Here is a 13,134-nt window from a genome sequence, read left to right as displayed (position 1 = left end):
CCCCTCCGGGAGGACACCCGTGTTGAACAACACCCGGCTCGTCACGGCCGCGGCCGTGCTCGCGCTCAGCGTCGCCGCCTGCGGCTCGTCGTCGCAGGAGGTCGCGGCCGACGGCGGCGGCCTCGGCACGGCGCAGGCCCCGGTGTCGATCCGCGTGATCGCCAACGACGCGTTCGCCAAGCAGTGGCAGGACAAGCTCGTGCCGGAGTTCGCCAAGAAGTACCCGAACATCAAGGTCACCGTCGACGGCATCCCCTACAACGACCAGCTGCCCAAGACGATGCTGGAGCTGACCGGCACCACCGCCACCTACGACGTGGTGCTCGCCGACGACCCCTGGCTGCCGCAGCTCGCCAAGACCGGCGCCCTGTACGACCTCAAGGGCCCCGAGCTGGCCAAGTGGAACGACCCCGGCTACGACTGGGCCGACTTCAACCCCTCGCCGCTGGCCGCCGGGGAGTGGGAGGGCAAGCAGTACGCCGTGCCCGTGCGCTCCAACCTGCTGCTGATGTTCTACAACAAGTCGCTGTACAAGAAGGCCGGCGTGGCCGAGCCGACCGCGCAGACGACCTGGGAGCAGTACTTCAAGGACGCCCCCAAGCTCGTCCAGGACACCGACGGCGACGGCAGGACCGACTCCTGGGCCGTGGGCACGTACTTCACCAAGGACCCGCTCACCCCCACCGTGTGGCAGACCGTGCTCAACTCCGACGGCGGCAAGATCCTGGACGGCACGAAGGTCGCCTTCGGCGGCCCGGCGGGCGTCAAGGCCCTGCAGACGCAGGTCGACCTGCTCAAGTACGCGCCGCCCGGGGCCAGCACGTACCAGTTCAACGAGCCGCTGGAGGCCTTCCGGCAGGGCAAGACGGCCACCATGTTCATGTGGGGCAGCGTCTACAAGGGCACCGCCGTGGACAAGGAGACCACCACCCTGACCCCCGAGCAGGTGGGCCTGTCCACCCTGCCCGCCGGATCGACCTCGCCGGGCGCCCACCGCGGCATCTGGACGGCGGGCATCTCCAAGAAGTCCACGCACCCGGCCGCCGCCTGGACCTGGCTGCAGTGGGTGACCTCCAAGGAGGGCGAGCAGTTCACCGGCAAGGCGTTCGGCACCTTCCCCGCCCGCAACTCCAGCCTCGACGGCACGCCGCCGGCTGAGTGGGCCGGCCCGGTCTACAAGGCGCTCAAGGACGGCTACGAGGTCGTCTCCAAGGGTGAGATGTGGCGGCCCAGGCTGCCCGAGTCCGACGCCGTGCAGCAGATCCTGGCGCTGCAGACCAGCCGGGCCATGTCCGGGCAGGCCACCGCGCAGCAGGCGATCGACCAGGCCGCCAAGGAGATCGGCGACCTGCTGACGGCCAAGGGCTACAACCAGTGAGGCGTGCCCGACTGGGAGAGCCGGGCACGGCCTGGCTCTTCCTGGCCCCCGCCCTGCTGCTGCTGGCGGGCATGCTGCTCTACCCGATCCTCTACACGGCCTGGGTGAGCGTGTCCGACTTCGACCTGGCCTCCTTCCAGCCGTCCGGATGGGTCGGCTGGCGGCACTACGAGGCCGTGCTGCGCGATCCGGGCTTCCTGGACTCGCTCCGGGTCACCGGCGTCTACCTGGTGATCGCGCTGCCGCTGCAGATGGTGCTCGGGTTCGCCATCGCGTTCCTGCTCAACGTCGCCTGGCGGGGCCGGGGCGTGCTGCGCGCCCTGTTCCTCATCCCGATGGTGGTGGCCCCCGTGGTCGCCGGCGGCGTGTGGCGGATGTTGCTCGACCCGCTGTGGGGCGTCGTCAACTACGCCCTCGGCCTGGTCGGCGCCGGGCCCGTCGAGTGGATCGGCGACCCGACGCTGGCCATGGTCAGCCTGATCGTCATCGACACCTGGCGCTGGACGCCGTTCGTGGTGCTCATCGCCTCGGCCGGGATCATGGCGCTGCCCGGCGACGTGTACGAGGCCGCCCGCTCCGACGGCGCCGGCCGCTGGGCGATCCTGCGGCGCATCACGCTGCCGCTGCTGGTGCCGGTGATGGCCGCCGCGTTCGTGGTGCGCTGGCTGGGCGCGGTCAAGATGTTCGACATCGCGCTGGCCGCCACCAGGGGCGGGCCGGGCAACTCGACCAACGTCATCAACCTCTACATCTACGAGAAGGGGTTCCGGAGCCTGGAGTTCGGCTCGGCCTCCTCGATGGCGACGATCGTCCTGGTCCTGACGATGCTGATCACCTTTGTCCTGTTCCGCGTGACCCGGCGTCTGGAGAACCGATGGTGAGACGGTACGCGGCCGTCACCGGGGCCGTCCTGGTGACGCTGGCCTTCCTGTTCCCCGTGCTCTACATGGTCTCGATCTCGTTCAAGCTGCCCAGGGACATCTTCACGGTGCCGCCGCGCTGGCTGAGCGAGTTCACCCTCGACAACTACGTCAGCTACTTCCAGCAGGCGCGCATCCTGCCCCGCATGGTCAACACGGTCATCGTGGCGGCCGGCGCCTCGGCCATCTCCATGGTCGCCGGCTCGATGGCCGGGTACGCGCTGTCGCGGCTGCGGATGCGCGGCGCGGGCGTGGTGGGCGGGCTGATCCTGGCCTCGCGCGCGGTGCCGCCGATCGCGCTGGTGGTGCCGCTGTTCCTGGTGGCCAGGAAGCTCGGGCTGACCGACCAGTACATCACCGTGATCCTGGCGTACGTGACCTTCCTGGTGCCGTACGTGGTGTGGCTGATGCGGGCCTTCTTCCGCGGGCTGCCCAAGGAGCTGGAGGAGGCGGCGATGATCGACGGCTGCTCGCGGTTCGGGGCGTTCTTCCGGATCATCGTGCCGACGAGCCTGACCGGCCTGGTCTCGACGTTGATCTTCTGCATCATCCTGGCCTGGGAGGAGCTGCTGTTCGCGCTGATCCTCACCAACGACCGGGCGGTCACCATCCCCGTCGCCATCGCCGGGATCGCGGCCGACACCGAGAAGGGCGGGATGTGGGGGCCGCTGGCCGCGGTCGGCGTGCTGACCGTGCTGCCCGTGGTGGTCTTCGCGCTGCTGGTGCAGAAGTACCTGATCAAGGGTCTCGCGGACGGCGCGACCAAGGGGTGAGGAGCCGATGAGGATCACAGACGTCCGCGCGCGGGTCATCGAGCTGCCCTATCCCCGGCCGTTCGTGCCGTCGTGGGCCCCGGAGGGCGCGCACCGGGCGATGTCGGCGGTCATCGTCGAGGTCGAGACCGACGAGGGCATCGTCGGGGTGTCCGGCGGCGACATGGGCCACGGCACCGGGCCGATGCTGCTGGAGGCGATCCGCGGCTGGATCCGCCCGCAGCTGGTCGGCCTGGACGCCTTCGACACCACGCACGTCGCCAACCGGCTGCGGTACGTGGCCGAGTACGTCTTCCCCCGGCCGTGGGTCGTCGGCGTCGCCGTGTGGGACGCCGTCGGCAAGGCCTGCGGGCAGCCGCTGTACAAGCTCTGGGGCGGGCACTCGGGAGCTGTCCGCGCGTACGCGAGCTTCGGCGAGCTCCGCGACCCGGCCCAGCGGGCCGAGGACGCCCTGGCCGCCGTCGAACGGGGTTTCCAGGGGATCAAGCTGCGCGTGCACGCGGCCACGATCGCCGAGGACGTGCGGCAGGTCGCCGCCGTCCGCGAGGCGGTCGGCCCCGACGTGGCGATCATGGTGGACGCCAACCAGGCGGCCGCCCGCTGGCGCTACGCCCCCGACGGCACCCGCCTGATCTGGGACTTCGACCGCGCCCTCAGCACCGCCAGGGAACTGGCCGGGCTCGGTGTGGCGTGGCTGGAGGAGCCGCTGCCCCGGCACGACTACCGCGCCCTGTGCGAGCTGACCGCGGCCTCGCCGATCCCGATCGCGGGCTGCGAGCACAACCGGGGCATCGGCCAGCTCGTGCGCATGCTGGAGGATGGTTGCTTCGACATCTTTCAGCCCGACGCGAACGAGAGCGAGGAGATCGGCGCGCTGCGCGACTTCGGCGCCATGGCCGCCGCCCGGCAGCGCAAGGTCATCCCGCACGCCTGGGCCACCGGGCTCGGCGTGGCGGGCAACCTGCAACTTTGCGCCTCGCTGCCGAACTGCGACTGGCTGGAGTACCCCTACGATCCGCCGGTGATCGTCCCGGAGGTGTTCCACGCCATGCTGACCGAACCGCTGCTGCCCGACTCCCGGGGTCTCGTCGCCGTTCCGACGGGGCCCGGAATCGGTGTAGAGCTGGACCACGCGGCGATCGAGCCGCTCACCGTCCAGCGGGTCTGAAGGGCTCCTCAACCATGGCCGAATCGCGTTCCCCCTTCCGCACCAAGGCGGATCTTGCGGCGGAGCACATCAAACATCTGATCATGAGCGGCGAGGCGCCTCCCGGCACGAAGATCACCACCAGGGTGGTGGCCGAGGCCGTGGGCATCAGCGAGACGCCCGTGCGCGAGGCGATCAAACAGCTCTGCTCCGAGGACTGGCTGGTCGAGCGCCCGCACGTCGGCGCCGTGGTCGCCGAGCTCACGGTGGCCAACGTGCGCGAGCTCTACAGCGTCCGGGCCGCGCTCACCGCGCTGGCGCTGGAGCTGGGCGGCGTGCCGCTGGAGGGCGCGCGGCTGGCCGAGGTCGACGCGGTGCTCGCCGAGTGCGAGACCGCCGTCGCCCGCGAGGATGTCGCCGCCTTCGCCCGCCTCAACCGGCGCTTCCACTCCCTGCTGTGCGACACCGAGCACAGCAAGCTCACCCACCGCATGCTGCAGAGCCTGTGGGCCCGCACGGAGACCGCCCAGCGCGGCTTCCGCCTGGTGCCCTGGCGGCTGCCCAAATCGCACGCCGAGCACATCGCCATCAGGAACGCCCTGGTCGAAGGCGACATCCCGCTGGCGGGCAGGCTGCAGCACGCGCACGAGATGGCCGCCATGAAGGCCCTCATCGAAGGAATCCAGGAGACACATGGCTGACACCCGCAAGGCTCTCATCGGAGCCGCATGGCAGGAGGCCGACCAGACCTTCACCGTCCGCTCCCCCGCCACCGGCGAGCCGCTGGCGCAGGTCGCCGACTGCGGCCCCGAGCTGGCCACGCAGGCGGTCGACGCGGCCGCGGCGGCGCTGCCCGGCTGGCGGGCCATGCCCGCCCACGAGCGCGCCGGCCTCATGCGGGCCGCCGCCGGCGAGCTGACCGCGCGGGCGGACCGGATCGCCGCGATCATGACGGCCGAGCAGGGCAAGCCGCTCGCCGAGGCGACCGGCGAGGTGCTCTCGGGCGCCGACCACCTGTTGTGGGCCGCCGAGGAGACCCGCCGCCTGTACGGCGAGACCGTGCCCGGCGCGCACGAGGGCAACCGCATCTGGCTGCTGCCCGAGCCGGTCGGCGTGGTCGCGGGCATCACGCCGTGGAACTTCCCCGTCTCGATGATCACCCGCAAGCTCGGCCCGGCGCTGGCCGCGGGCTGCACGGTCGTGCTCAAACCGGCCGAGCAGACCCCGCTGTCGGCGATCGCGGTGGCCGAGGCGTTCGTCGCGGCCGGGCTGCCGCCGGGCGTGTTCAACCTGGTCACCACGTCCCGGCCGGCCGGGTTCGGCCAGGCGGTGATGACCGACCCGCGGGTGCGCAAGGTGTCCTTCACCGGCTCCACCGAGGTCGGCCGCGAGCTGATCAGGCAGAGCGCCCACGACGTCAAGCGGCTCAGCGTCGAGCTGGGCGGGCACGCGCCCGTGCTGGTCTTCCCCGACGCCGACCCGGTCGCCGCCGCCCGCGCGGTGGCCCGCAGCAAGTTCCTCAACGCCGGGCAGGCCTGCACCTCGCCCAACCGGATCTTCGTCCACTCCTCGCTGGCCGCCGCCTTCACCGACGAGCTGGTGCGCCAGGCGCGGGCGGCCGAGCTGGGCCCGCTCATCGACGAGGCGGCCGTGGCCAAGGTGAGCGGGCACGTCGAGGACGCCGTCGCGAAGGGCGCGGTCGTCCTGGCCGGCGGGCGGCGGCCGGAGGGGGCGGGCACGTACTACCCGGCGACCGTGCTGGGCGGGGTGAGCGAGGACATGCTGGTCTGCCGTGAGGAGACGTTCGGGCCGGTCGCGCCGGTGCTGGAGTTCGACGACTGCGACAAGGTCGTCGAACGCGCCAACGCCACCCCGTACGGGCTGACCGCCTACGTGTGGACCAACGACCTGACCAGGACCCTGCGCGTGGCCGAGGAGCTGCAGTTCGGCATGGTCACCGTGAACGGCGGCCCGCTGGCGCCGCCGCAGGCGCCGTTCGGCGGGATCAAGAGCAGCGGCTACGGGCGCGAGGGCGGCCACCACGGGGTGGCCGACTACCTGGAGTACAAGTACCTCAGCGTGGGGCTGGGACGATGACGGAGAGCACGATGAAGACGAGCCCGCGCGCGGTCGCCGAGCGCGAGATCACCCGCCGGGTCGACCTGTGCCTGCCCGACGGCCGGCTCAACCCGGCCGCGGTCGGCTGGAGCCGCACCCCGCTGCACCGCGCCAACATCCGCGGCTGGGGCCGCACCATGCGCTGGGACTACTGGTGCGTCACCAGCCCCGGCCACGTGTTCGCCTTCAGCGCCAGCAGCCTCGACTACCTGGCCGGCGAGTCGGCGTTCTTCCTCGACCGGCGCACCGGCGAGCAGGTCTCCAGCCGGGGCCTGCTCGTCCCGGCCAGGGGCGTGGCCTTCTCCGAGCGCGGCGGCGAGGGCAGCGTGCGCATCGGCGCCGGCCCGGTCCGCATCAGCGTCGATGAGACCGCCGGCGGCACCCGGCTGCGGCTGAAGTCGGCCGAGATCGCCGCCGACGTGCTGGTGCGCCGGGTGCCGGGCCGCGAGAGCCTGTCGGTCGTGGTGCCCTGGGGCCCGCGCCGCTTCCAGTACACGGTCAAGGACGTCGGCCGGCCCGCCGAGGGCACCGTGCGCGTGGGCGGCCTGACCTACGAGTTCGACCCCGCCGACGCCCTGGCCACGCTCGACCTCGGGCGCGGGCGCTGGCCCGGCGACATCCGCTGGAACTGGGGCGCGGCCGCCGGACGTCCCGGCGGCCGCGACGTCGCCCTGCAGATCGGCGGCAAGTGGACCGACGGCACCGGCAGCGTGGAGAACGGCCTGATCCTCGACGGCCGCCTGCACAAGATCAGCGAAGAGCTGGTCTGGCGGTACGACACCACCGACTGGCGGGCGCCCTGGCGCATCGAGGGCGAGCGCGTGGACCTGGAGTTCGTCCCCGAGCACGTGCGCGAGGCCGACGTGCGGCGCGCGTTCTACATGCGCAGCCAGGAGGCCCAGGCGTTCGGCCACTACCGCGGCACGGTCGTCGCCGACGACGGCGAGCGCGTCACGGTCGACGGCCTGTACGGCTGGGCCGAGGAGGTCTACCGGCGCTGGTAGCGCCGTCAGGCGTCGCGGTCGTCGTGGATGACCTCGCCGCGGATGACCTCGCCGTGCACGACCTTGCCGCCCTGGGAGGCCCGGTCCACGCCGGGCGCCGACGGGAACATGTTCGCGTACGGCGAGGCCGCCGCCACCCGCTTGACCCGCCGGTCGAAGAACGACGACGCCAGCCGCCGCATCAGCGGCCGGGTGAAGGGCAGCACGAAGACGAAGCCGACGACGTCGGTGAAGAAGCCCGGGATCATCAGCAGGGCGCCGCCGGCCAGCACCAGGCCACCGTCGGCCAGCTCCCGGTCGGGCACCCGGCCCTCCGACAGCGCCGCCTGCAGACGCCGCCAGACCCGGCGGCCCTCACGGCGCACCAGCCAGGCGCCCAGCAGGCTGCCCGCGACGAGCAGGCCGACGGTCGGCCATCCGCCGATCATCGATCCGACCTGGATCAGCAGCCAGACCTCCAGCACCGGGACGCCCAGCAGGGCCAGCAACAGCAGCAGCCGCATCGTTTCCTCGATTCCGCGCACACGTACATCAGGAACAACGTCCGGCGGGCCGCGCGCGTTCCTGGACGCGGATCCTCGGGCGCCCGTCAGCCGCCGGTCAGCCGCGGGTGCGGCGCAGGCGGCGCGGCAGGCCGGTGACGCCCCACATGCCGATGCGCCACAGCGCCTCGGACATGACCTTGCCGTTCATCTTGCTCTTGCCGACCGTGCGCTCGACGAACGTGATCGGCACCTCCACCACCCGCAGCCCGTGCCTGGACGTGCGGAGCGTGAGGTCGACCTGGAAGCAGTAGCCCTGCGACTCGACCCCGGCCAGGCCCACCTTCTCCAGCGTGGCGGCCCGGTAGGCGCGGAAACCGGCGGTGGCGTCGCGCACCGGCAGGCCGAGCATCACCCGGGTGTAGATGTTGGCGCCCTTGGACAGCAGCTCGCGCCGGTGGGGCCAGTTGACCACCTTGCCGCCGGGCACGTAGCGGGAGCCGATCGCCAGGTCGGCGCCGTCGGCCAGCGCCTGCAGCAGCTTGGGCAGCTCCTCGGGCTGGTGGGAGCCGTCGGCGTCCATCTCGACCAGCACGTCGTAGCCCTCGCCCAGGCCCCAGCGGAACCCGGCGATGTAGGCCGCGCCGAGCCCCTGCTTGCCCGGCCGGTGCAGCACGTGGACGTGCTCGTCGGCCTCGGCCAGGGCGTCGGCGACCTCACCGGTGCCGTCGGGGCTGTTGTCGTCGGCCACCAGCACGTGGGCGTCCGGCACGGCGGCGCGCACCCGCTCGACGATCGCGGGCAGGTTGTCGCGCTCGTTGTAGGTCGGGACGACGACGAGCACCCGGCCGACAGTCTCCATCATGAGCCGTTCCCCATTCGGTCGCCTCGCCTGCCGCGCCGTGCGGCGACTCCCACAGCCACCGCTCCCATCAACATCAATGCCCATTCAGGAAGCTCGCCCACCTTTGTGGCGATCGTTTCCTGGGTGCGTACGGGCACCTTGACCACGTTCATGTCAGGGACAAGTTCACGGGTCTGCCAGGAGACCTTACCGTCAGGCGTGACATATGCGGAGATCCCGGTCGTGGCGGCCGTGACGACGGCCCTGTTGTGCTCGACGGCCCGCAGCTTGGACATCGCGAGCTGCTGCGGGGGCAGGTTGGACAGCGCGTAGCTGGCGTTGTTGGTCTGCACCACCAGCGGGGTGCCGCCGGCGCGCACGGTGCCGCGCACGGTGTCGTCGTAGGCCACCTCGTAGCAGTTGACCGCGCCGATGGTGACCGGGCCGAGCTTCAGGTCGCCCGGCCTGGTGCCCGCGACCGACTGCCGGCCGACCAGGTTGGCCCGCTCCCACAGGGCCAGCACGATCTCCTTGAACGGCGTGTACTCCCCGAACGGCACCAGGTGCTGCTTGTCGTAGTAGGCGCCGGGACCGCTCACCGGGTCCCACACCAGGCTGCGCGTGGCGCGGTGCTCGTCGCCGATGGCCACGACGGCGCCGACCAGGGTGGGGACGCCGACGTACTTGACCGACTCGTCGATCACCTGGCGGGCGAAGGCGCTGGTGTAGGGGTCGATGTCGGTGGAGTTCTCGGGCAGGACGACGATGTCGGGCTTGGGCAGGGCCCCGGCGCGCACGGCGTCGGCCAGCCGTTTGGTCTCCTCGGCGTGGTTGCGCAGGACGACGGCCGGCTCGTCGCCGAGCGGGTGCATGCCCCGCCCCGGGACGTTGCCCTGCACGATGCCGACGTTGATCGAGCGACCCTCGTCGCCCGGCCTCGGCAGGGCGAGCGTGAGCAGCGGCACGGCCAGCGCCACGGCCACCGGGACGGCCCTGCGCACGACCTGGTTCACGGCCCTGCCCACGGTGGCGGCGGGCCGCACCAGGACGGCGTGGGCCAGCAGGGCGCCGCACAGCGTGACGGCGAAGGAGACCAGCGGCGCGCCGCCCAGCGCGGCGTAGGAGGTGAACAGCGACTCGCCCTGGCTGAAGGCCACCCGCGCCCACGGGAAGCCGCCGACGGGCACCAGGCCGCGGGCCCACTCCATCATCACCCACAGCGCGCCGAACCACAGCGGCCACAGCCGCAGCCGGAACACCAGGGCCGCCAGGGCGGCCATGACGGCGTAGAACACGCTCTCGGTGGCCACCAGCATGACCCACACGTCGTCGCCGATCGTGCGCACCCAGGCCAGGGCCGGGAACAGGAACACGGCGGCGCCCAGATAACCCAGCCACGCGGCGCGCCGGGGACGGGCGCGATAGAGGCCGGCGACGATCAGCCCGATGCCGACCGGCGCGCACAGCCACCAGTCGAGCGGCGGGAAGGCGGTGTAGAGCAGCAGCCCGCCGGCGACCACGGCCGCGACCCGCGCGGCGAGCACCCACCGGCCCTCGCCCTTGGCGCGATCGCTTTCACCTGCGGAGGAGGCGGTCTCGGAGGCGGTCTCGGAGGCGGTCTCGGAGGCGGTGGCGTCCGCCTCGGGAGCCGGTTCGCGCCCGGGGACGGGCGGAACGCTCGTCTTGTCCTGAACCACGCCGGGTCTCCTCGCAAAAATCGCACGCCTGCTTGCGAAAACGCTACCGCCCCGGGGCCGCGCTCAAGCCAGCGGCGCACGCGGAGATCGAAAACGGCCGCTCACAGGCGGCCGGCTGGGTGATCCCGTTTGGGACGGGATCACCCGGCGCGATCCGCGATCCTGCGCACGAGAGCGGGAAGAGGGCCCGGAAACCCTTCGGACCGGACCCGTCTCGTCGGCGGCGAGCGCGGAATTCCGTTGTCTACTGGGCTCCCGGACCCGTCCCGGGTCCAACCCCCCAACCGGTTGGGGTGCCCCGACTCGACGGACCGACGGCCCTGCACCTGGCTGTGTGGACGAAGTCACGCTCCGTCACGGACGCAGGATCCGGCGATGTCAGAGACGGCCAACCGGCCAAGTCCCGTGCTGGACTGCGCAGCAAACTACCGACTCCACCTCAGATGTCAACCGTGTCCCGATCAGCGGGAACATCAAGTTTCCGCAGGTGGGACATGTTCGGCCTGCCGTCGTAAAGCGGATCAAAGCCCATTTGCCGACGTCGGAGACCTGCCCGGCAGGCCCGACAGCGCCTGCGACAACGGCCCTTCGTGGACGACGCCCAGCCGTTGCGTGGCACGCGTCAGAGCAACATACAGGTCGCTCGGCCCGCGTGGCGACTGGGCGGCGATGAGGTCCGGCTCGGCCACGATCACCGAGTCGAACTCCAGGCCCTTGGCGTCGGCCACGCCCATCACCGCGAGGGGCGCGTCGAGGGCGGCGGCCCCGGCGGCCCGTCCGGCGCCGGGCGTGACCACCGCGGCGCCCTCCACCGCCGCGACCAGCCGCGCGCCGAGCGTGTCCAGCAGCGCGTCGGGCACCACCACGGCGACCTTGCCGCCCTCCCCGACCTCGGACCTGGCCAGCTCGGGCAGCGCGGGCAGCGGCGCCGACCAGGGCCGCGCGCCGAGCTCGCGCACGGACGTCGGCGCCTCCAGGGCCGGGTCGATGGCGGCCAGCACCCGCGCGGCCACCTCCATGAGCTCCACGGGCGTGCGGTAGTTGACCGTCAGCCGCTCCTGACGCCAGCGCCCGGCCACGTACGGGTCCAGCACCTGCGCCCACGAGCGCGCCCCCGCCGCCGAGCCGGTCTGGGCGATGTCGCCGACGATCGTCATCGACCGCGTCGGGCAGCGCCGCATGACCGCCCGCCAGGCCATCGGCGACAGCTCCTGCGCCTCGTCCACGATCACGTGCCCGTAGGCCCAGGTGCGGTCGGCGGCGGCGCGTTCGGCGGTGGTGAGGTAGGGGCCGTCGCCGCGCTGGCGCTCGGCCAGCCGCTCGGCCTCCATGACGTCGGACAGGCCGGTCAGCTCCAGCACCTCGCGCGCGTAGGCCAGCTCGGCCTCGCGCTGGTGCTCCTCGGCCTGGCGGGCCGCGGCCAGCTCCTCCTCGGCCTGCATCGCCGAGGCGCGCAGCACGTGCTCGTCGATGTCGCCCAGCAACTCGGCGGCCTCGTCCAGCAGCGGCACGTCGGCGTCGGTCCACTCGGCCGAGTCGCGGCGCAGCAGCGCCCTCTCCGCGGGGCTGAGGACGCCCCCCGCCGCGTCGAGCCGCTCGGGCGACCCGTACAGGCCGAGCAGCAGCCGCTGGGGCGTCAGGTACGGCCACAGCCGGTTGAGCGCCGCCTTGACCACCGGCTCGGTCCGCAGTTCCTCGCGCAGGTCGGCCAGCTCGTCGTCGTCGATGAGCCCCTTGCCGATCTTGCGGGCCTGCTGCCGGGCCAGCGCGTTCAGCAGCGACCTGACGAACACCGCGCGCGCCTGGTTGTGCGGGCGGCGCGAGCGCACGGCCTTGTTCTTGGCCGCGTCGAGCATGGCGCGGTCGACGGTGAGCGTCAGCCGGCCCACCGTCAGCTCGATGGGCTTGCGCGGCACCTTCTGCCGCTCGCGCACCGCGCGCTCGATCACCTGGGCCATCCGCGCGTCGCCCTTGACCGCGGCCACCTCCGGACGGTCGCGCCGGGTGGCGGTCACGCCCGGGTACAGCTCGCCCACGGTGGACAGCAGCACGTCGGTCTCGCCGAGCGAGGGCAGGACCTGCTCGATGTAGCGCAGGAAGGTGAGGTTGGGGCCGAGGATGAGCACGCCCCGGCGCTCCAGGCGCTCCCGGTGGGTGTAGAGCAGGTAGGCGGCCCGGTGCAGGGCCACGACGGTCTTGCCCGTGCCGGGGCCGCCCTGCACGACCAGGACGCCGTTGAGGTCGCTGCGGATGACGCGGTCCTGCTCGGCCTGGATGGTGGCGACGATGTCGCGCATCCGGCCGGTGCGGCGCTCGTCGAGTGCGGCCAGCAGCGCGGCCTCGCCGTTGAGGGTGGCGCGGTCGTCCTCGGTGAGCGCGTCGAGGTCGAGCAGGTCGTCGTCGACGCCGACGACGCTGCGTTCCTTGGTCTGCAGGTGGCGGCGCCTGGTCACGCCCATGGGCGCGGCGGGGGTGGCGCGGTAGAACGGCTGCGCGACGGGCGCGCGCCAGTCGATGAGCAGGCGTCGTTGCTCGTCGTCGGTGAGGCCGAGCTTGCCGATGTAGAGCCGGCCCTCCTCGACGTGGTCGAGCCGGCCGAAAACCAGGCCGCGCTCCACCGCCCAGAGCCGGGCCAGCCGCCCGGCGTACATGTCGGCGAAGGAGTCGCGCTCGGATCTGTTCTGCATCGTGCCGACGGCGCCCGTGGCCAGCACCTCCTTGAGCCGGCGCTGGGTGCGCTCGCGCAGCTCGTCGAGGCGGTCGTACAGACC

The 13,134-nt window shown here is 72.4% G+C and carries 11 protein-coding genes; 7 read left to right on the top strand and 4 right to left on the bottom strand.

What is annotated here, in order from left to right; all coding sequences use genetic code 11:
* Window positions 1–19: 19 nt before the first annotated feature.
* Genes ACIBK9_RS09585 through ACIBK9_RS09555 form a run of 7 tightly spaced genes read left to right on the top strand, consistent with a single transcriptional unit; the run spans window position 20 to window position 7,340 of the window.
* Entirely contained in the window at window positions 20–1,378 is a 1,359-nt protein-coding gene (locus tag ACIBK9_RS09585) for an ABC transporter substrate-binding protein (RefSeq protein WP_397156620.1), read from the top strand.
* Window positions 1,375–2,259, top strand: a complete 885-nt coding sequence (locus tag ACIBK9_RS09580; protein ID WP_397156618.1) for a carbohydrate ABC transporter permease — start codon at window positions 1,375–1,377, stop codon at window positions 2,257–2,259. Before ACIBK9_RS09585 ends, ACIBK9_RS09580 begins: the two co-directional genes overlap by 4 nt.
* Entirely contained in the window at window positions 2,253–3,071 is an 819-nt protein-coding gene (locus tag ACIBK9_RS09575) for a carbohydrate ABC transporter permease (RefSeq protein WP_352324937.1), read from the top strand. The genes ACIBK9_RS09580 and ACIBK9_RS09575 overlap by 7 nt, the downstream gene beginning before the upstream one ends.
* A 7-nt stretch (window positions 3,072–3,078) precedes the next feature.
* Entirely contained in the window at window positions 3,079–4,239 is a 1,161-nt protein-coding gene (locus tag ACIBK9_RS09570) for a mandelate racemase/muconate lactonizing enzyme family protein (protein WP_387675406.1), read from the top strand.
* A 14-nt stretch (window positions 4,240–4,253) separates the two neighbouring features.
* Window positions 4,254–4,919 (top strand): GntR family transcriptional regulator, encoded by a 666-nt coding sequence (locus ACIBK9_RS09565; RefSeq protein WP_358286581.1) that lies wholly within the window; start codon window positions 4,254–4,256, stop codon window positions 4,917–4,919.
* Entirely contained in the window at window positions 4,912–6,315 is a 1,404-nt protein-coding gene (locus ACIBK9_RS09560) for an NAD-dependent succinate-semialdehyde dehydrogenase (RefSeq protein WP_397156615.1), read from the top strand. Before ACIBK9_RS09565 ends, ACIBK9_RS09560 begins: the two co-directional genes overlap by 8 nt.
* An 11-nt stretch (window positions 6,316–6,326) precedes the next feature.
* Window positions 6,327–7,340, top strand: coding sequence for a DUF2804 domain-containing protein (locus ACIBK9_RS09555; protein WP_397156613.1), 1,014 nt, complete (start codon window positions 6,327–6,329; stop codon window positions 7,338–7,340).
* A 5-nt stretch (window positions 7,341–7,345) separates the two neighbouring features.
* On the opposite strand, the gene ACIBK9_RS09550 is transcribed toward ACIBK9_RS09555, so the two are convergent.
* The 4 genes from ACIBK9_RS09550 to ACIBK9_RS09535 all read right to left on the bottom strand — a co-directional run bounded on the left by ACIBK9_RS09550 (window position 7,346) and on the right by ACIBK9_RS09535 (window position 13,077).
* Window positions 7,346–7,843 (bottom strand): FxsA family protein, encoded by a 498-nt coding sequence (locus ACIBK9_RS09550; protein ID WP_358286576.1) that lies wholly within the window; start codon window positions 7,841–7,843, stop codon window positions 7,346–7,348.
* A gap of 97 nt (window positions 7,844–7,940) precedes the next feature.
* Entirely contained in the window at window positions 7,941–8,687 is a 747-nt protein-coding gene (locus ACIBK9_RS09545) for a polyprenol monophosphomannose synthase (protein WP_358286574.1), read from the bottom strand.
* Window positions 8,684–10,363, bottom strand: a complete 1,680-nt coding sequence (gene lnt, locus ACIBK9_RS09540) for an apolipoprotein N-acyltransferase (protein ID WP_397156610.1) — start codon at window positions 10,361–10,363, stop codon at window positions 8,684–8,686. The genes ACIBK9_RS09545 and lnt overlap by 4 nt, the downstream gene beginning before the upstream one ends.
* Window positions 10,364–10,884: 521 nt before the next feature.
* Window positions 10,885–13,077 carry a HelD family protein gene (locus ACIBK9_RS09535; protein WP_397156609.1) on the bottom strand — a complete coding sequence of 731 codons (2,193 nt, stop codon included), beginning with the start codon at window positions 13,075–13,077 and terminating at the stop codon, window positions 10,885–10,887.
* Window positions 13,078–13,134 lie beyond the last annotated feature (57 nt).

Origin of the sequence: Nonomuraea sp. NPDC050227, assembly GCF_044459705.1 — a bacterium.
Classification (GTDB): domain Bacteria; phylum Actinomycetota; class Actinomycetes; order Streptosporangiales; family Streptosporangiaceae; genus Nonomuraea.
Note: the sequence above shows the minus strand (reverse complement) of the source record. Positions and strands in the feature narration are given on the sequence as shown.

Bases quoted from the DNA above. Each gene is read 5' to 3' on its own strand.
- ACIBK9_RS09575 (WP_352324937.1), top strand. From the start codon at position 2,253: ATGGTGAGACGGTACGCGGCCGTCACCGGGGCCGTCCTGGTGACGCTG.
- ACIBK9_RS09570 (WP_387675406.1), top strand. From the start codon at position 3,079: ATGAGGATCACAGACGTCCGCGCGCGGGTCATCGAGCTGCCCTATCCC.
- ACIBK9_RS09565 (WP_358286581.1), top strand. From the start codon at position 4,254: ATGGCCGAATCGCGTTCCCCCTTCCGCACCAAGGCGGATCTTGCGGCG.
- ACIBK9_RS09560 (WP_397156615.1), top strand. From the start codon at position 4,912: ATGGCTGACACCCGCAAGGCTCTCATCGGAGCCGCATGGCAGGAGGCC.
- ACIBK9_RS09555 (WP_397156613.1), top strand. From the start codon at position 6,327: ATGAAGACGAGCCCGCGCGCGGTCGCCGAGCGCGAGATCACCCGCCGG.
- ACIBK9_RS09550 (WP_358286576.1), bottom strand. From the start codon at position 7,843: ATGCGGCTGCTGCTGTTGCTGGCCCTGCTGGGCGTCCCGGTGCTGGAG.
- ACIBK9_RS09545 (WP_358286574.1), bottom strand. From the start codon at position 8,687: ATGATGGAGACTGTCGGCCGGGTGCTCGTCGTCGTCCCGACCTACAAC.